Source organism: Tenacibaculum sp. SG-28 (assembly GCF_002954385.1).
In the GTDB taxonomy this organism is placed as follows: Bacteria; Bacteroidota; Bacteroidia; order Flavobacteriales; family Flavobacteriaceae; genus Polaribacter.
Window position 1 is genome coordinate 85,125 of the sequence record NZ_MQVY01000006.1, and the last position, 19,076, is coordinate 104,200.

Here is a 19,076-nt window from a genome sequence, read left to right on the forward strand (position 1 = left end):
ACTAGTTTTTTATGGAATTATTCGAAGAGAATCAGTTAAAGATATACAACTCATTATCAAAAAGTAAAGAGGTTTTTAAACCCATAACAGAGGGTAGCGTTGGAATGTATGTATGTGGTCCTACGGTATATAGTAACGTTCATCTTGGTAATATTAGAACCTTTATGTCTTTTGACATGGTCTTTCGTTATTTATTGCATTTAGGGTATAAAGTACGCTATGTACGAAATATTACCGATGCTGGTCACTTAGAAAATGATGCAGATGAAGGAGAGGATAGAATAGCAAAAAAAGCAAGATTAGAACAAATAGAGCCCATGGAGGTTGTGCAGCGCTATACTGTAGACTTTCATACAGTAGCTGCAAAATATAATTTTTTACCACCGAGTATTGAACCTACTGCAACCGGTCATATTGTAGAGCAAATTGAAATGATTAAGGAGATCTTGGATAAAGGATTTGCCTATGAAGTAAATGGCTCGGTATACTTCGACGTATTAAAATATAACGAAGACCACAATTACGGTGTTTTGTCTGGAAGAACGGTAGAGGACGCAATTCACAATACTAGAGCTCTTGACGGCCAATCGGATAAAAAGAATCCACAAGATTTTGCTTTGTGGAAAAAAGCAGATGAACGTCATATTATGCGGTGGCCTTCTCCTTGGAGTGATGGTTTTCCTGGGTGGCATTTAGAGTGTTCTGCTATGAGCTCTAAATATTTAGGGGATCAAATTGATATTCACGGCGGTGGTATGGATTTAAAATTCCCACATCATGAATGTGAAATAGCCCAATCACATACTTGTTCTGGAGTACAGCCAGTAAACTACTGGATGCACGCCAATATGTTGCTGCTCAATGGACAGAAAATGGCGAAGTCTACAGGTAATTTTATATTGCCGGAAGAGATATTAACGGGAAATAATGAAATTTTACCAAAAGCATTTACTGCAGGAGTGGTTCGCTTTTTTAATATGCAAGCACATTACCGAAGTATTTTAGATTTTTCAAACGACGCTTTATTAGCTTCCGAAAAGGGATATAATAAATTAATGGAGGCCATTCGTTCCCTTAAAAATATTTCCACAGGGAAAGCATCTTCTTTCAATGTACACGATTGGAGAAAAAAGTGTTATGATGCTATGAACGATGATTTTAACACTCCTGTTTTGATTTCTCATTTGTTTGAAGCAGTTAAGTATATAAATCTTTTAAAAGATAATAAAGCAGATATCACTTCTGAAGATAAGCTTCTATTGCAAGAAACCTTGCACGCCTTTGTTTTTGATATTTTAGGTTTAGTTAAAGGAGAAGAACAATCAGCTTCTACTAAAATTGATGGGGTGGTAACATTGTTAATTAAACTTAGAAAAGAAGCGAGAGAAAATAAAGACTGGGCACTTTCTGATAAAATTAGAGATGAATTACTTGCCTTAGGAATTCAATTAAAAGACGGAAGAGAAGGGACAACTTTTACGATACAGTAAATGAGACAAATTTTAATATATCCATTTGTTTTATTGGTTCGATTTTACCAACTCGCAATATCGCCGTATACCCCATCAACATGTAGGTATTCACCAACGTGCTCGCAGTATACAATAGAGGCTTTACAAAGGCACGGGTTGTTTTATGGAGGTTGGTTAGCAATAAAACGTATTTTTAGTTGTCACCCATGGGGCGGATGTGGCTATGATCCTGTACCCGAAAAAAGAGATAAAAAAAACAATAACAAATAAAAACATTAACCTAATTTTGGTTAGTTTCACTAAAAAAATAAATAGTATATATGACTTTTTTATCCATAGTTTGGGATCAAGATCCTGAAATTTTTAAAATAGGTAGTTTTGGTATCCGATGGTATAGTTTAATGTTTGTTTTAGCATTCCTTCTTGGACTTCATTTTATGAAAAAGATTTTCATAGAAGATAAGATATCGGTAGAAAAACTCGATCCACTTTTTATGTATGTTTTTATTTCGATGTTAGTGGGAATGCGTCTTGGAGATGTTTTCTTTTACAGTTGGGATTATTACCAAAATCATCTGTTAGAAATATTTTTGCCTATTAAAAAACAAGAGGGTGCAACCGCACTTTTTGGCATGCTAAAAGGATGGAAATTTACTGGTTTTACGGGTTTTGCTTCCCATGGAGCCGCCATTGCAATTCCTATTGCATTGTATTTTTATGCCAAAAAACATTTACAGAAGCCTTGGCTGTTTATTCTAGATAGACTTGCTATTATGGTTGCGCTTGCTGGTTTTTTATAAGAACTGGTAATTTTTTTAACTCTGAGATTTATGGGAAACCAACAGGAACAAGTTTCGGTGTTATCTTTAAAAGAGCAGGGGAGACTGTAGCTCGTTACCCAACCCAATTATTTGAGGCTTTTAGTTATCTGGCCTTGTTCTTCGTATTGTGGTATTATTACTGGAAGACCGATAAAAAACACCAATCCGGTTTTTTGTTTGGTGTATTTATGATTGTTTTGTGGTCGCTACGATTTTTTATCGAGTTCTTAAAAGAACCACAGGTTGCCGGCAGAGAGGATTGGGTATTTAATTCCCTAAATACTGGGCAAGTTCTGAGTATTCCGCTTGTGGGAATTGGCATTTGGTTAGTATTGCGAAGTAAGAATACCATTACAGAATAAAGTAAAACCCAAGCCATTCAGCTTGGGTTTTTTGGTGTTTACCTTTTAATTCAACTTCTAGTTCTATGCTTTTGTATTTTTAGAAGTAACAAAGTATTAACCGTTATATGGATAGCATTTAGATTAATATTACGATTATGAAATTAAAGGCATGCCTCATTACTATTCTCATTTTCTTGACGCAATCATGTAGTGTGTCTATTACCTCTTTACTTTCTAATGCACCACCAGGTCAGGCCATAATTCAGTCTTCCGATGGAAGCTTTAGCGCTATTATGGGATTACAAGAGGCATTTGGTTTGCTTCAAAATAATGAAACATTATATGTTTCCTCCGGAAAAGTAGAGTTAACAAGTTCGCTCCTTGTTTCGAATTTGAATAACATTAAAATAATCGGAAACAACACCGCTTTAGTAGCATTGTTGGATATACCAGTTGTGCAGTTTAGAAATGTTACCAATGTACAGTTATCTAATATTTTAGTTGTTCATGAAATTGGCGAGTGGTGTTCACAAAATTGTATCGAGTTTTATGACGCTTCTGATTTAATTATCCGTGATGTTAAGTTTGATGGTTCTGGATATTTTGGTTTAAGCCTAGTAAGAGTAACAAATGCAATTATTGAGAATAATGAATTTTACAATTGTACTTATGGTCTTTCTTCTTGGGATGGCGCAAATCTAAAAGTATCTAACAATAAATTTTACAACAATCGAAAAGCAGATATTATGGAGTCTGATCCTGGTCAGTTCCTTAACGATTATACCAAAGACAATACTTTCGAAAGAAAGCTCTAGTCTTTTTTTTAATGGCATTGTTTTTGTTTCTACTTATATTAAACAAAGGCATTATGTTGTTTTTCGTTCGTTATATTTTTTAATTTAAATTACTGTTATCATGAAATTTTTCAATCTTTTAGGAATCATTTTTTTATTTCCTTTACTGAGTTTTAGTCAAGATTTATCTGTAAATGTAGATAAAGATAATGGAATACTTGGATCGGTCTATATCAAAAAAGGTAGTACGGTATTTAAGGTAGGTCATTCTTCCGGTAGTATTGAAAAAGTATACGTGTTCCAGTCTGCTGATAAGGCTAAATATTTTATGCAAAATCCTCAAAATTCGAACTTTAACTTTAAAGCAGTACAACTTGCAGGAGGGGTACAGTTATACGTCCGTGACTACTCCAATATTGAATATTGTAAAAACTATTCTAATTATTCTCGGGCAGGAATAGTAGGTGAGGTTTGTGGTGTTGATGGTGTTAAAATTGAATATAATTTACGCATAGGGAATAATAGTACTATAGGTATTGTTGGGAAATTAAAAAGTATAAATGGTATTAATATTAGTTATCATATAAATTACGATTCTAATGTTAGAGCAGGATATCAGGGTAAAATTTCGGCTATTTCGGATACTAAAATTGTCTATTACAACAAATATACGAACTCAGAATTGGCAAGTTATTACGGCAAATTTAGATCGATTGGTGGGGTAGCGATTGGTTACTACGATAAAACAAATTCAACGAGAGGATTTGAGGGGAAATTACAAAATATAGGTTCTTATAAATTTAATTATTATGAGAATTATTATAATAATCAAGCTTCTAAAATTGTAGGGAAGTTTAAATCGATTACCGGAAAGGATTCAAGGGTGATACTCTTGTAAAGTTAAAAAGGACAATAAATGGTGTTTCTAATTGTGTTTTAATTACAGTTTCATATTTACCTTAAAGTTTAAAACTCTTCCTGTCATGTAATTGGGTATACCATACTGAACTTTACTGTAGGCATCTCTAACCCAGGTATTCGTGATAGAATTTCTTATATCAAATACATTAAACAACTCCAATCCTAGGGTTAACTCTTTAAAGTTTTTTAAAAACCTGTTCGGACTTTTCTTATTGGCATCCTGAAGTATATAAGATACTCCTAAATCTGCTCTTCGATAATCATTAAGTCTACTTTGGTAGGCATAAACATCGGCATAGGCAGGAGCTCCTCCAGGAAGCCAGTATTGTAAACGATATTTAAATATGCTTTTAAATCTGGTAGATTCGGTACGTAATCTTGAAACAATACACCAAATTTTAAACGTTGGTCTGTAGGTCTCGCGATATACCCTTGATTTGCAATATTTTCCTCCGTTTTTAGATACCCAAAACTAAACCAACTATCACTACCTGGTACAAATTCACCATTAATACGAATATCTGCACCATAGGCATAGGCCTTGGTTACATTATCTGCTCTGTAGCGAATTCGAACGTTATCTACCGAATACGCATTTACGTCCGTGATATTTTTGTAGTATACCTCCGTAGTGAGTTTAAAAGGACGATTCCAGAGTGTAAAACTGTAATCATTTCCAGCTACTGCATGAATTGATTTTTGCGCGCTAACCTCCGGATGAATTACACCGTCATAGTCACGAAGTTCTTTGTAAAACGGGGGTTGGGCATACCAGCCTCCGGATATTCTAAAAAGCATGTCTTTTTCCCAATTTGGTTTTATTGCAAATTGCGCTCTTGGGCTAAAAACAAAATGACTTTGGGAGCCTTGCTCTTGGGTTGCCACATTCCACCAATGGCCTCGAATTCCCATGTTAAACCAAATTTGGTGTTCTTTCCAATTTGTTTTTCTTGAAAATTGAACAAATCCACTAAGTCTTTGTATGTCTATATTGTTTTTTGCTCTGACGTTTTGATAGGGTTCAATTTCGCCAGTAAATGGTTCGTAAGGTTGGTTGTTCGAACTGTGAAAAGGAGGTCTTACCGAAAAGCCTAAAGAATCAATAACCTCCCATTCGTTAATGCGATCTTTTATGTTTTCTGTTTGGAACTTCATACCAGCTTTCCATTCGTTGTTTCCATCTCTATGTGTAGCCCTAATTTGTGCGGCACTTATAAGGGCGTCTAAATCGTTTCTAGCATGGTTTATTTGTGCACCTATTCCCTGCGAAAATGCAACCTCTCCAAAGTTTTCAGATCCAATGCTAGCATCTACTTCTCCAAGATTATAACTCGCAGCAATATCAAAATATTCTTCTTCTTGGGTGTTGAAGGAAGAAATGGTAGTGGTAATTGTAAAGTCTTCATTTACCTTGTAAGTTCCAGAAAATGCTCCGAATAAAGTTAAAAATTGATCTTGTTCTTGTCCTTGGTAAAAAACAATTAATTCCAAAGGGTTAGCAATAGTTCCAAATCTGGTTTTTCTGGTTAATGGCTTGTAGTTGTAATTGTTTAATGAAAAATTTCCCAAAAAATTTAAAGTGAATTTTTCACTAGCTTCGTAAGAAATAAAAGTTTGTGCATCGGTAAACTGTGGACGGAAATTTACTTCAGTTTGTTTGCTATTAACAAATAAGCTATTATCCCTGTATCGAATCCCGAGTATTGCGCGTAACTTGTTTTTGGCAAAGGTGTCTTCTACAGTAATACTCCCTCCTAAGAGACTAAGGTCTACTTGCGCAGCAAAAGTTTTCGGCGTTCGGTAGGTAATATCTAAAACAGAGGATAATTTGTCGCCGTACTTCGCTTGAAAACCACCTGCTGAAAAATTTATGTTTTTAACCATGTGAGAATTCACGAAACTAAGTCCTTCTTGTTGTCCTGAACGGATCAAAAAAGGGCGATAAATTTCGATGCCGTTAACATACACTAAGTTTTCGTCAAAATTACCACCTCTTACATTGTACTGAGTGCTTAGTTCGTTGTTGTTACTCACTCCAGGAAGTGTCATCAAAATATTTTCAACCCCTGCATTTGCTCCAATAATATTTTGGATCTTTTGCGGTTTTATTTTAGTAATTCCCTCCGCTTCATTTTTATAATTTTTAACGGTAACCTCTTCTAAATTTTCACTAATACTTTCAAGAACTGGAGAGAAAGTAAATGTTTTTTTACCTCTTGCAGTGAACTGTTTAGACACTTTTTTATAAGAAATATGACTAAAAGTTACCAATACTGTTTTTTTATTGGGATTATAAGTTGGTACGATCCATTTTCGTCCGTAGCGGTACCTTTTCCTAGATAGGTAATAGCCACACCTACTATTGGGGTTTTGTCTTTATTGGTTATCGTCCCTTTTATAACCGCTTTATTTTGCGCAAGGAGAAACGCCGGAAATAAAAGTAGTATGATTAGTTGTTTCAAAATAGATTTGTTTACTTTTTGTAAAACGTCGCTTTTAACGTTTTGGTATTTCCTGCATTGTCAGAAACTACAATGTTAAAAATATGTTTGCTGCCTACCAAGGGTTTATCTTTAAAGTTATAGGTTAATATTCCTTTTTTGTGATTTAACTCCATCAATATCCACTTATTATCAAGGGTTGCTCGGTAATTTTTTATTCCTGATTCGCTATCTTTAATTTTCACTTTCAGGGTCTTGTTGTTAGAAATCCATTGTCCGTCATAAAAATTAAGCAATGCTATTTCGGGGGCTTCGTAATCAAACATTAATTTGTAATCCCCTAATGCTTTGGTGGAGGTATAGACCTTATTTTCCTTTTTTTTCGTAGCTACATACCTTGGATATTTTGCGTTGGTTACATTAGCAATGTAGACGTGGTTTTTTTGCGCAGCGTTTAACCTTTCAGTGCCAATGGTTAAGGTATATCGCTTGTCTAAAGGAATAGTGGTATTATGCACTTGAATTAGACCATTATTAACTTTGAAATCGATATACTGATCTTCATAAAATGTGTTTTTAGGAAATGCAATTGTGACATTTTCCTTCGAAAATTTAGCAAATTTGGTAGCGATAATTTTGTAATTTGTACTGTCATTAGCCTGGAAATTTTGCTTGCTAGTAACTCCCTTAATAGGTATTTTGATGCGCGCTTCATTACCATTGATATCTTTCGCAATAATTTCAACGTTGTAGGATGTTTGCGCTACCGCCTCCAGTTTTCCATCGTTGATTAAATCTTTGTATAAACTGAGTTTATTGTTGTCGAACTTGTGTGTTTTTTGGAATCGTTGTTTGTATCTTTTATAATGGGCATAGTCAATTAGCAAATTAATGTATTTACTTTCACTAAAGGAGAAGGTTTCAACATCATGATAATACACCCTACTTCCGTTTACCTTCATTTCTAGGCTAAAAATTCCATTTTTATTTGCAGCCCCATTTAGTTGGTCAAAGACACTAACCCCAAAACCAATTGTTCCCGCAGCCTCTATTCTGTTGGTGATAAAATTCCCAGTACTAATTTCCTTTAATTCTAAACTTGTTTTTTGATGTGTATTGTTTATTGTAGCATCTGCAGACAGTGGGTAAACAATTACCTTACGCATCGTTGGTTTTAGGTTGTCTTTTGGCGTAATTCCAAAAAGTAGTGGGTTGATAATGTGCTCTGTTTTAGAGTCTCGTATTTCGTAATGAAGATGTGGACCACCGGAACTACCAGTATCACCGGTATATCCTAGTAGTTCTCCTTTCTTAAATGCGAATTGTAACGTGTCTGGAAAGAGATTACCAACAGCGTATTTTTGTTTTTTGTATTGTGCTGCTTTAATATATTCCTCCAGGGATGGTTCAAATTTTTGAAGATGTGCATATACAGTAGTATATCCATTTGGGTGTTTCATATACAATGCTTTACCAAAGCCGTACTGTCCTATTTTTATTCTTGAAACGAATCCGTCAGCAGGAGCGTAGATCGGAATTCCCTCTTTTCCTTGCGTTTTAATATCAATTCCGGAATGAAAGTGGTTGCTTCGTAATTCTCCAAAAGTTCCCGATAGCACGATTGGTATTTTTAGAGGTGGAGCAAAATAATCGCGTGGATACTTTTCTTGGGCAGAACAAATTAAATTACATAAAAGAAGAAAGGTTAGTGTGTAAAATTTCAAAATGGCAATAGTTTTTAACAAAACTACTAAAATATTTCATAATGCTTTTGAAGTCTGTTGTGCAAATACAACTAAAAACTATTAAAAATTTTGTTTACTTCATCTATATTGATAACTTTGTGGAAATAGTTACATTCTCCATTCTAGATGAATAATACTAAGGAAGCAATTGAATTGCTGGAAGTTAAACTTAAAGAGTTACTTTCCAAATACGAATTCTTACAAGAAGAAAATAAGATTTTGTTTCAAGATAATTCAAGATTATTGCATTTAGTAGCGGAGAAGGAGCAACAGTTAGTAATTAAGGAGCAAGAATACAAATTACTTAAAATTGCGAAAACTATTAATGGCAGTAGCGAAAACACAAAAGACACAAAATTAAAAATAAATGCTTTAATTAGAGAAATTGATAACTGTGTCAAACTCTTGAGCACATAATCGTTCTTTAACATGACAAAATTAAAAGTTAATGTGGTAATAGCTGGTAGGACGTATCCCTTAAGTGTTAACGATACGGAAGAAGAGGAAGGTATGCGCAAAGCAGCTAAAAATATTAACGAATTAATTGCTGAATTTGAACAAAACTATGCGGTAGCAGATAAACAAGATGTTTTGGCGATGAGTGCATTGCAATTTGCTTCAAAACTAGAAATTATAAGCATGAAAAAAGCGGTGCAAGAAAATGAAGCATTACAAAAAATACAAGAGCTAAACGATTTGTTAGACGCTCAATTATAACGTTCTTTAAAATTTAATTATTAATATACTGCCTACATTAGTACATTGTTTAATAAACTCAACACTATTAGATTAAAAAGGATAAGTCTTGATTAGTAAAGTGTGCCAGCTCTGTTCTGGATCCTTGAGGAATCAGTTAGTCCTAAACCTGTTTAACAGGAGTTTATAAAACCTTATTAATGTAGGTTTTTTATACAACCAAATAAAAATTATGGAAGGAGTATTATTTCCTGTTTTAGCAGGAATTATAGGTTTAGCAATTGGATTTATTATTGCTAAAATGCTGGAAAAAACGAAGGCAAATAAGTTAATTCAAGAAACACAAAAAGAAGCAAAAGCGATACTTAAAGAAGCAAAAGTAGAGGCCGATGCGATCAAGAAAGATAAGATATTACAAGCAAAAGAGAAGTTTATCGAGCTAAAAGCACAGCACGAAAAAGTAATTTTATCTAGAGAAAAGAAAGTATCGGATATTGAAAAAAGAGTTCGCGATAAGGAGAGTCAGGTGTCTTCTGAGTTAGATAGGAACAAAAAACTCAATAGAGAAATTCAGAAGAAAGAATCGGATTTTGATTACAAACTTCAATTTGTGGAGAAGAAACAGGCTGAAGTGGAAAAGTTACACTTACGCCACGTGGATATGTTAGAGCAAATCTCTGGTCTTTCTGCCGATGAGGCAAAAACAGAGTTAGTTGCATCCTTAAAGGAAGAAGCAAAAGCAGATGCTATGAGTTTTGTGCAAACTACCATTGAAGAAGCGAAAATGACTGCCCAGCAAGAAGCTCGAAAAGTTGTTTTAAACACTATACAAAGAGTTGGAGTAGAGCAAGCTGTAGAGAATTGTGTTTCTGTATTCAATTTAGAGTCGGATGATGTTAAAGGAAGAATTATTGGTAGAGAGGGGCGTAATATTAGAGCTTTAGAGGCTGCAACTGGTGTTGAGATCATCGTAGACGATACTCCTGAAGCTATTATTTTATCTTGCTTTGATCCAGTTCGTAGAGAAATTGCCAGGCTTTCCATGCACAAATTAGTGACCGATGGTAGAATTCACCCTGCAAGAATTGAAGAAATTGTTCGTAAAACAGAAAAACAAATTACCCAAGAAATAATTGAAGTAGGGAAGCGAACTGTTATTGATTTAGGTATTCATGGTCTACATCCTGAATTAATCAAAACCGTTGGTAGAATGAAATACCGTTCGTCTTATGGTCAGAATTTACTACAGCACTCTAGAGAGGTTGCCAATTTATGTGGTATTATGGCTGCAGAAATGGGGCTTAATGTGAAAGCTGCCAAGCGAGCAGGATTACTCCACGATATTGGTAAAGTGCCAGAGACAGAAAGTGAATTACCACACGCCTTACTTGGGATGCAATGGGCCGAAAAGTATGGTGAAAAAGGAAATGTTTGTAATGCTATTGGTGCACACCACGATGAAATAGAGATGAAAAGTATGATTGCTCCCATTGTTCAAGTATGTGATGCTATTTCAGGAGCACGTCCTGGAGCAAGACGACAAGTACTAGATAGCTATATTCAACGTCTGAAAGATTTAGAAGATATAGCATTTGGCTTTAGTGGTGTGCAAAAAGCATATGCGATTCAGGCTGGTAGAGAGTTACGTGTCATGGTAGAAAGTACTAAGGTTAATGATACAAAAGCTGCCGAGTTATCTTTTAATATCTCACAAAAAATCCAAAATGATATGACCTATCCAGGACAAGTAAAAGTTACGGTTATTAGGGAAACAAGATCGGTTAATGTAGCGAAGTAAGACAAGCATACCCTTATTTCAATTTAACATAAAAACAAAAGCGCATCGCTTTTGTTTTTTATGTAGAATATTCTTGTTTTATCTTCTAGAGGTATTGGCTCTATTTGTATCGCTCTCTTTGTTTTTTTTTCTACGAATTATTTGTTCTTTATTTTTATTAGCTGTTTTTGATTTATAATAGTAATAATCTTTATCCTCTCTGTATTTGCGATACTTTCGTGTAAAGTCATTGCTGTAAAATAAACTATTATCGTAGTTATAAACAGGACCAAAATGCAAATTTATATCGGTATAAAAAGGATTTCCGAAAGGATTATTGTTTCGTATGTTTCCATTGCAATAAAAATCACCCCATCGATCATAGCGAACATTCATGTTTCCTATTCTCACTAATTTCCCTCTTCTGTACCTCATGAAAATATTTCCAATTCGGGTTACATTTCCTCGGTAATCATAATTTATAAAAACATTCCCAACTCTTCTTATTTTTCCATTATAATCTCTAACAATACGAATGCCACGGTTACCGTTTGTTCTTCTTTCATTATATGCATCATATTTATTGTTTCTATAACGAGAATTGAAGTCAAAGTTTCCATTGGTAAAAACATAAAATTTAATTCCTCTTTCCACAAATGTTATAGCGTTAGAATTGCGATATGTCGCAGTTGTATTTGCATATTCGTTATTTACACTATTCGCTGAGGTTGCAAACACCGATAGTGCGACTACTAGAAATAATACTTTTGTTTTCATCTTTTTTGGGTTTAGGTTACTACTTATTTGATATTCGAGGCTCAAATTATACAATTCAAGATTTCAAATTGTATGCCAAAAAATATTTGAAGATGATTCTAAGGTTTTTAAAAGTATCAAACACTTGTTATTTAGTAGCTTATAAAGTGGTTTTTTTTTGCTTCTAACTTAAAAAAAATACTATATTTAGCCTTGACTATAATAATTATGAAAATATATGATTGCCGCAATTGCTAAAAATCTTCAGCGTGGTATACAACTTTTAAATAGCATTACAGAGATGCAATATAAAGACCAAAGTATTCCACCATACTATTCAAGTATAGGAACACATATGCGTCATGTTCTTGATATGTTTACTTGCATTTTTGATGGTATGGATGATCTGACTATTGATTTTACAAATAGAAAGAGAAATGAGCATGCAGAAAAATACATAGCAGATGGGCTTCACTATTTTGAAATAACCTTACAGAAACTAGAGGCCATAAAAGATAAAGACTTAAACCAATTGGTTTATGTAATTGATGATTTAGGATTGGGTAAAGTTACTATGAAGTATACCCTAGAGGCTACACTAGCGCAGGCAAATAGTCATGCCATTCATCACTTTGCTACCATTGGTTTTATAATACATCAGTTAGGAATTGCTTTACCCGATAAAGATTTTGGCTACAATCCAACCTCACCACGTATAAAGTTACAAGAAGAAGTAAATAGGTAGATGTTATTTTTATCGGTGGATGTATATCCAACCTTTTCTTGATAATTCTACGTTGTCATTGCGTAATTCTAAGGTGTAAAAATAGGTGCCTACTGGTAAATCATCGTCTTCATTGATGGTCATTTTTCCTTCAGAATTACCTCGCCAATTATTTGTATAGTCGGTAGCTGTATAAACGACACTTCCCCACCTGTTGTAGATGACTAAGTTATTATTCTGATATTTTTCTAAACCTTCAAAAACCAAGGTGTCATTTTTATCGTCACCATTGTTTGGTGTAAAAATGATATTGACATTAGATAGGTCTCCATCACCGAAACCTGATGCAAGTGTAATTACCTCATAAGCATTTGGAATGAACAAATCGGAGGTAACTTTTCCATTAAACATATCGCCATCATATGCTACACCTCCTAAATCTACCCATTTATTATCACTAATACTCCATCCTACAACGCGAAGTGTTTCTAGGTCAGAAGTTAGTTCATCAATTTTACTGTTAGGATTCCAGGTGAGTGTTGCTTGTACCTCTCCTGTTCCTATAAGTGTCCAAAATTCAACAGAACTTATTTTGTTAATAAAAATTTGTTTGTCTGTAGTAGTAAATGCTTGGCTAAAGTTAGAGGGAGGAGTATTAGGGTCGTAGAAATTATAAGAAGCATGATAGGTAATTGTATTATCATCACATAAGATTTCTAGAGGACGCAAATAATTATTGTCTCCAACCGGAAAGGTGTACTGATACGATTGTGATACAGAAGCGTAACCGTCTACGTGATTGGTATTGTTTGCTCCAAAATAAACGTTGTCGTTCAAAAAGTTTAGGGAGACGTTTACTCCATCTCTCGGAGTGTATACTGTGCCGTTTTCAAAATTTAATTCATTGGTAACCCCTAAAGAGGTATACAATTCTAGGTCATTAATAGCGTCTATTTCTACGTTGTAAAATACAGCTCTGTTATTCCCTGATATACTTCTCAACTCGTTAGTACTGTAGATACCCGCAAATCCTTGGTTATCGTTATCTAAAGATCCGTTATTTATTATATCGGTGTGAAATCCAACGCTTGCATCTTCATGCATTTTGAAGTTCCCAAAGTTATTTACAGCTGTCTGTGCGTATGCGAACAAAGACATACACATAGCCAACATAGACAAAAAATTCTTCATAATACCCCCGTATTGCTTCGTAATTTTTACTAATGTTTCTAATCGTAATTATTGTATTATAGAAATTTAATAATCAATAATTTACTATATTTTAAGGTTACAAATGTAGTGATATTTTTTTTAATTATTCTACTGGTTTTTTTCTTTTAAAGTCTGCAAAAAAAAGCAACTTAAATGTATACTTTATCCTAAATTAATTCTACGATAAAAGTATTTTATTTACCCACAATAGGCATAAATTATTCGATAAAAGACATTTATCTATCGATGATAATTCTTGTTGTACTATTTTACAGACCCCAAAAAATTATTGCGTTGTTCTCGATTTTGAAATATTTTAATTATTGTTCTACCTTTTTAGGTGGCCATTGTTTGCTGTATCCATATTTTAATGTCTTGAATCTAAGTAAAAAATAATTTGGAATTCTTAGTATGGCTTACTCTCCTAAATAAACAAATGTATTCACCACCAAATAGGGTTGGTATCTTTCAATAGGGGTGCCACTTCCTCCACTACTAACTTCAACAGTGTGTTGGTGTGCACCATTTTGATTTGTAGTTGAGTTCCCATTATCTACGAAAAAGTTGATAAACTCATCTCTAAAATATCGAATTTTAATATTGGTTGTAGATTTAGCTATTGTGTGGCTATGTCTTCCATCTTCCGATGTAATCCCACTAAACTCAATATTTGGAAGATTTTCTTGTCGTATAATTGTATTTGTCTCTCCACCTGTATCTCCGTTATTTTCAGCTGTAGAAGGATGTTTTAGGACTCTATTACTTCCATTTGGTAGCACTGGGTTAAAACCAATGGATATTGCATTGTTTTTTACAGTATTTGGAAGAGAATTTATACTTCTTCCATTAAGTTTATACCATCCATCGTGGTCGTTGTCTTTTACACTGTATTTGATGGCTCCAATACTATTTTTATCTAAATCTATGGCATTCCAGCTGGAACCATTAAAAAAATAAAGTTTCTTTTCGCTTTTATTGAAGGCAATAGACCCTTCCATCGCATCAGCAATATTGTTTAATTCTGTTATATTAGCAGAACTTGGTACTCCGAGTAGCGAATTAGCCTCAACTTGTGTAAACGCTCTTTTCACTGAGAATATTATGGTTATGATAATTAATAATATTCTCATAGCCCAAGATAAATAAAGACATTAAAAACCAAATAGGGTTGGTAGTTCTCAATAGGTTCATCATTTCCACCGCTTTGTACTGTTACTGTGTGTGTATGCTCTCCATCTTCACTTGTATTAGAAGTACCATTACCACCAAAAAAATTTCTTGAGGCATCAACATTATTAAATATTCTTTGATCATCTAGTGATTTATTAATAGTGTGAGAATGTGCTCCTGCCGTAGCAGTTATTCCTGAAAATGTTACGTTTGGTAGGTTGTCTTGAGATATAACTGTGCTTGCTTGCCCACCGGTATCTCCAATACTTTCTCCCGAAGCAGGATGCTTCAGTACTCGATCTTCGGCATTTGGTAGATTACTTAAAAAACCTATATTTTCGGCATTTAATTTTGCTTCATTAGAAAGGGAGGTTGTAGCTCTTCCATCAAGTAAATACCAACCATTGTGGTCTTGTGTTTGTGCACTGTATTTAATATCTCCTATAGTATTTTTATTACCACGCACCCATTTTTCACCGTCATAAAGATACATGCTTTTCGTAGCCTTATTGTATATCATCGATCCCTCGGAAACATTTTCAATAGCATTCATCTCCGCAGTGTCTGTAGTATGAGGAATTCCCATTAAGGAATTGGCATCTATTTGACCAAATACATGAAAACTTAAAAATATAGTAAGCAGTGTAAGTTTTTTCATTTTCTTTTCTTTTTTTATTTCTGTACTTGTTTTAACTACTTAAATGCAGTAAAGATAACGATGAGATTTTCAGTATCGATATCCTAAGGTCTTACTATATTACCAATGGTATTATTGGTAACAGTTCCATCGCTATATTCTACATCTAAGGTAAATCCGTCGTTCGTAAAAGCAACTAGGGAAGCTGTAATTTTTCCTAAGTTATTACCGTTTTGATCGCCATACCTTGCGCCAATACAATGGGTATTACTGGCAAATCTTGAAATATCATTAATAGAATTACCGTGACCCGAGATGTAAATAACTTGTTGCACAATTGTATCAGGGTCATTATCTAGTCTTGCAAAGCCGGTAAGTGAACCAAAGGTATTATTTACGCCGAAGTTATTGTTTCCGTCGTTTTCTATGACGCCATTATCATCATCGGTACCAAAACTTTCCACATTAGTATACGCCACAAATTTAATAAGGGTAGGTACAAAAGGAAGACTATTGATTACCTTATTGGTGTTTTCATCCGCTTTAGAAATGATAAAACTATCCATGTATATATTTCTAGCAGTAACCACTTCCTTCCATCCAGCAGTAGTGTATTGCATTACTCTATCCTTATCCGTGTCAAATGCTAAGCTACCAAGTTCTGGCCTGGAAGCCGTATCTGTTAAGTTTTGTAAAGCTTCTAATTCGTTTGTAGTAGCCTTGGGTAATCCAATAAGCGAATTTTTGTCAAGGGTTTGCCCATTTGAACTGATGGTTAAAAGGAATACAATTATGATAGCAATTGCTTTATTCATGTAATTTTAGTTGTTTTTTATTTGATTTGTTGCCAATCAAAACCATCGCTTTGAAGCCATCTTACACTTGATTCATTCAATACAGAATTATTATTATTGTTTAAATTCTTAAAAGGTGGTGAGATAGTTCTATTTCCCCCTGAAATATTTTTAATAACATAGATTCTTCCGGTACATGTATTGGCACTTGGTAGGGTGATATTATGAGCACCAGTTATGATTACCGTGTAATGTTCTTCCGTTAAAGTTAAATTTCCAGTTGTACGAATAATAGCCGTGGAAATCGACCCTCCAACCTGAAGGGTAGAGTTAGCCATTTTAAAATCACCAGTGGTAGCGGAATTATCATAGTCTGGATCTAGTGTCTCACGTTGTGGATTTATATTTATACCAAATCGTGGTTTAGCATCTACAGTGTTGTTACTTCCTTGTACTCGAAATAACTCCGTGTAAAACTCACTTAGACGGTAATCGTATCTTTTAAATATAATAGGTTCTCCACCATCGTCACCAATAATAAATTCTAAACTACCATCATTGTTTGGTCCAGCAGATCCAATTTCGAAAAGATCTGTTCCACCCGAACTCCCTTTTAAACGAAAACTACCATTGGCGGTTGTGAAAAACATAGGCTTGTAAAAGTTTGCTCCTTGGGATGCAAATTGCAAAGCAGAGGTTACTCCATTACCATTTAAATGAACTAAAGGTTGGTCATTATTTTCATAGCCTGGGTAATTTTGTGTTAAGCCAAGAGTTTGACGTCTTCCAAATTCTAGCATGGGAAGGTTATTAGACCTTATCTGCATTTTTACATCATTGATAGTACCTAAAAAGTTAGTGTCATCAGCGTCCAGGTTACCTGTAATTAACCAGTTGGTTTTACTAGCAGAGCCCCAGTTGGATCCGTTAAAAATATATATTCCCTTTAGTTCTTCATTATACAGCATAGCACCCTCTTGCACTCCAGTCATAGAATTCATTTCAGCAGTTGTAGCTACCTTTGGTAAACCAATTGTATAACTATTTGCATCTAGTTGGGCAAAACTAGTTGCTGTAAAAAATAGTAGGAATAATTTTAAATATTTCATATGTTATTTATCCTTAAAAATCAATAACGGTAAACATAAATTCTAAATCGATATCATCTTTTTGATTTGTTCCATTATCACTATCTCCAATATTAACTTTGAAACCTGTTTCTGTTTGATCGTAATAAGTAATACCAGGATCGTCATAATTGGAATTACTATTTCCGGGACAATTACCACCACAGTCTTTTACAGTTAGTTGAATGATATAGTTCATATCATCCATGGCATTTGTGAATGTAATTTCATAATCACCTTCGTCTATTCTTGTTACAGTAGCTATGTTGTATTCTTTTGCTACAGTATGACTAGCATATGTTGTAAAGGTATCATTATTGTAGGACATAGTTACCTTACCAGCAGCTGTAACAGTTGGTCCTGCAAAGTAAGCACCGCCATTTGCACCCACGGTTAACTTATTATCAGTTTCCCCTGCTACTACATTAGCAGTTTGTGTGGTATTGCTTTCGTTAGTGTAGGTGATTTGTCCTGATGCTGTGTCTTGCGACAACGTGGTTACGGTTTCGTTTATAGTTGCATCGGTACCATCTTCAGATTTATAAGTACCAATTGTTCTAGCATCGCCAGCAGTTACATCTGAAGTTTCGTTACCAGATGCTTGGGTAATGTTAGTTAAAGTTTCATTAACGACTACAGCTGTTGCGCTAGAAGAGGATTTATACTCTCCAATTTTATTTTGTGCACCCGATGCTGTCATATCAGTATATGAACCTAGTTCGTTGGTTACATCGCCATCAACTTCAGTAATGCTTAAAGCACTTTCATCAACAAGTACCAGTTTGTACCATTCCATTGTAATAATTGTCCAGCAGCAGTTCCATCAGCAAGGTCAGCAGGAGCAACAGTTCCGTCTTGGATTTTAATAGAGTTTACTCCGTTGTCAGCAATTTTAGCAGTAGAAACAGCGTTATCAGCTAGTTCAGTAGTACCTACGGCACCGGCGGTAATTTCAAGAGTAACATTGTTAAAAGCAGCATCCGTACCACCTGTAACAGTAAGGTCAGAAGAAGTAATATTTCCATCTCCAGTTATTGTTGTAGGGTCCACCTCTAAAGCCCCTGTAGTAGCATTTTGAATAAGTCCAGTACCCGCAACATCAGCATTAATCTTAGTTGCAGTAATTTGATCGTTACCAATTTTTTCAGTGGTTATATTGGCATTAACGATTTTCGATGTAGTAACAGCATTATCGGCAAGTTCTACTGTTGTAATGCCATTTGCTATAACTTGAATTGAATAAGGCGTTGCAGTTGTTCCGTTTCCAGAGACTGTTGTATTGGATCCGTCATTAATTTTTGTTTCCGATCCATCCGCATTGAAATCTGATTTATCAATCCAGGTAACTGTGCCGCTTGTATCAGTGGTTAATACTTTATCGTTACCTCCCGAAACTATTTTAGCTGGGGTGATAGCATTATCGGCAACATCCAATTGAACATTAGCAAGTATTGCGTTTGCGTCACCTCCCACATCAATGGTACTATTTGGTGAGGTAATATTACTATCTCCAATAATATTTGTAGGGTCTACTTCTAATGAACCGTCTGATGCTTGAGTAAGACCGGTACCTGCGACATTGGGATTTATTTGATCTCGTGTAACCTGATCGAAACCAATTTTTGGGGTAGTAATACTTGCATTG

17 protein-coding genes, 1 other RNA gene and 2 pseudogenes are annotated in these 19,076 nt (G+C 34.6%); 10 read left to right on the forward strand and 10 right to left on the reverse strand.

Annotated features, from left to right (window positions below):
• The first annotated feature begins 11 nt into the window (after window positions 1-11).
• The 5 genes and pseudogenes from cysS (at window position 12) to BSU00_RS12210 (ending at window position 4,329) form a co-directional block, all read left to right on the forward strand.
• On the forward strand, window positions 12-1,490 hold the full coding sequence (gene cysS, locus BSU00_RS12190; RefSeq protein WP_105004619.1) for a cysteine--tRNA ligase: 1,479 nt from the start codon (window positions 12-14) through the stop codon (window positions 1,488-1,490).
• A complete protein-coding gene (yidD, locus tag BSU00_RS12195) occupies window positions 1,491-1,742 on the forward strand; it encodes a membrane protein insertion efficiency factor YidD (protein WP_105004620.1) in 252 nt (83 codons plus the stop codon). It abuts the gene before it with no gap.
• A gap of 50 nt (window positions 1,743-1,792) precedes the next feature.
• Window positions 1,793-2,655: pseudogene (gene lgt / locus BSU00_RS12200) on the forward strand (prolipoprotein diacylglyceryl transferase).
• 137 nt (window positions 2,656-2,792) lie between these two features.
• Window positions 2,793-3,452 (forward strand): right-handed parallel beta-helix repeat-containing protein, encoded by a 660-nt coding sequence (locus tag BSU00_RS12205; protein ID WP_105004621.1) that lies wholly within the window; start codon window positions 2,793-2,795, stop codon window positions 3,450-3,452.
• Window positions 3,453-3,552: 100 nt separating this feature from the next.
• Window positions 3,553-4,329, forward strand: coding sequence for a hypothetical protein (locus tag BSU00_RS12210; RefSeq protein ID WP_105004622.1), 777 nt, complete (start codon window positions 3,553-3,555; stop codon window positions 4,327-4,329).
• A 42-nt stretch (window positions 4,330-4,371) separates the two neighbouring features.
• Here BSU00_RS12210 and BSU00_RS12215 read toward each other — a convergent pair.
• Together BSU00_RS12215 and BSU00_RS12220 are read right to left on the reverse strand one after the other, a co-directional pair.
• Window positions 4,372-6,814 (reverse strand): annotated as a pseudogene (locus tag BSU00_RS12215) (carboxypeptidase-like regulatory domain-containing protein).
• A gap of 11 nt (window positions 6,815-6,825) precedes the next feature.
• Window positions 6,826-8,517 (reverse strand): M23 family metallopeptidase, encoded by a 1,692-nt coding sequence (locus BSU00_RS12220; RefSeq protein WP_199176797.1) that lies wholly within the window; start codon window positions 8,515-8,517, stop codon window positions 6,826-6,828.
• Window positions 8,518-8,664: 147 nt separating this feature from the next.
• On the opposite strand from BSU00_RS12220, the gene BSU00_RS12225 reads away from it, so the two are divergent.
• The 4 genes from BSU00_RS12225 (at window position 8,665) to rny (ending at window position 11,032) form a co-directional block, all read left to right on the forward strand.
• On the forward strand, window positions 8,665-8,955 hold the full coding sequence (locus tag BSU00_RS12225; RefSeq protein ID WP_105004623.1) for a hypothetical protein: 291 nt from the start codon (window positions 8,665-8,667) through the stop codon (window positions 8,953-8,955).
• Between the two features lie 12 nt (window positions 8,956-8,967).
• Complete coding sequence (locus BSU00_RS12230; protein WP_105004624.1) at window positions 8,968-9,255, forward strand: cell division protein ZapA; 288 nt, start codon at window positions 8,968-8,970, stop codon at window positions 9,253-9,255.
• A gap of 56 nt (window positions 9,256-9,311) precedes the next feature.
• A non-coding RNA gene (gene ssrS, locus BSU00_RS12235) (6S RNA) lies at window positions 9,312-9,420 on the forward strand.
• A 46-nt stretch (window positions 9,421-9,466) separates the two neighbouring features.
• Window positions 9,467-11,032 carry a ribonuclease Y gene (rny, locus tag BSU00_RS12240; protein WP_105004625.1) on the forward strand — a complete coding sequence of 522 codons (1,566 nt, stop codon included), beginning with the start codon at window positions 9,467-9,469 and terminating at the stop codon, window positions 11,030-11,032.
• Between the two features lie 78 nt (window positions 11,033-11,110).
• On the opposite strand, the gene BSU00_RS12245 is transcribed toward rny, so the two are convergent.
• Complete coding sequence (locus BSU00_RS12245; protein ID WP_146104857.1) at window positions 11,111-11,788, reverse strand: hypothetical protein; 678 nt, start codon at window positions 11,786-11,788, stop codon at window positions 11,111-11,113.
• A 217-nt stretch (window positions 11,789-12,005) separates the two neighbouring features.
• On the opposite strand from BSU00_RS12245, the gene BSU00_RS12250 reads away from it, so the two are divergent.
• A complete protein-coding gene (locus BSU00_RS12250; protein ID WP_105004627.1) occupies window positions 12,006-12,512 on the forward strand; it encodes a DinB family protein in 507 nt (168 codons plus the stop codon).
• A gap of 9 nt (window positions 12,513-12,521) precedes the next feature.
• Here BSU00_RS12250 and BSU00_RS12255 read toward each other — a convergent pair whose 3' ends face one another.
• From BSU00_RS12255 to BSU00_RS12960, 7 genes are all read right to left on the reverse strand, one after another.
• Window positions 12,522-13,682, reverse strand: coding sequence for a gliding motility-associated C-terminal domain-containing protein (locus tag BSU00_RS12255; protein ID WP_105004628.1), 1,161 nt, complete (start codon window positions 13,680-13,682; stop codon window positions 12,522-12,524).
• Window positions 13,683-14,119: 437 nt separating this feature from the next.
• Complete coding sequence (locus tag BSU00_RS12260) at window positions 14,120-14,833, reverse strand: hypothetical protein (RefSeq protein WP_105004629.1); 714 nt, start codon at window positions 14,831-14,833, stop codon at window positions 14,120-14,122.
• The gene (locus BSU00_RS12265; protein WP_105004630.1) at window positions 14,830-15,531 is read right to left on the reverse strand and encodes a hypothetical protein; all 702 of its coding nucleotides are present in this window, start codon (window positions 15,529-15,531) and stop codon (window positions 14,830-14,832) included. The genes BSU00_RS12260 and BSU00_RS12265 overlap by 4 nt, the downstream gene beginning before the upstream one ends.
• Before the next feature lie 83 nt (window positions 15,532-15,614).
• The gene (locus BSU00_RS12270) at window positions 15,615-16,325 is read right to left on the reverse strand and encodes a hypothetical protein (protein WP_105004631.1); all 711 of its coding nucleotides are present in this window, start codon (window positions 16,323-16,325) and stop codon (window positions 15,615-15,617) included.
• A gap of 17 nt (window positions 16,326-16,342) precedes the next feature.
• Window positions 16,343-17,413: a hypothetical protein gene (locus BSU00_RS12275; RefSeq protein WP_105004632.1), complete on the reverse strand. Its 1,071-nt coding sequence runs from the start codon at window positions 17,411-17,413 to the stop codon at window positions 16,343-16,345.
• 13 nt (window positions 17,414-17,426) lie between these two features.
• Window positions 17,427-18,227 (reverse strand): hypothetical protein, encoded by an 801-nt coding sequence (locus BSU00_RS12280; RefSeq protein ID WP_105004633.1) that lies wholly within the window; start codon window positions 18,225-18,227, stop codon window positions 17,427-17,429.
• On the reverse strand, window positions 18,185-19,076 hold an 892-nt coding region (locus BSU00_RS12960), incomplete at its 5' end, for a hypothetical protein (protein ID WP_199176798.1). The genes BSU00_RS12280 and BSU00_RS12960, both read right to left, overlap by 43 nt.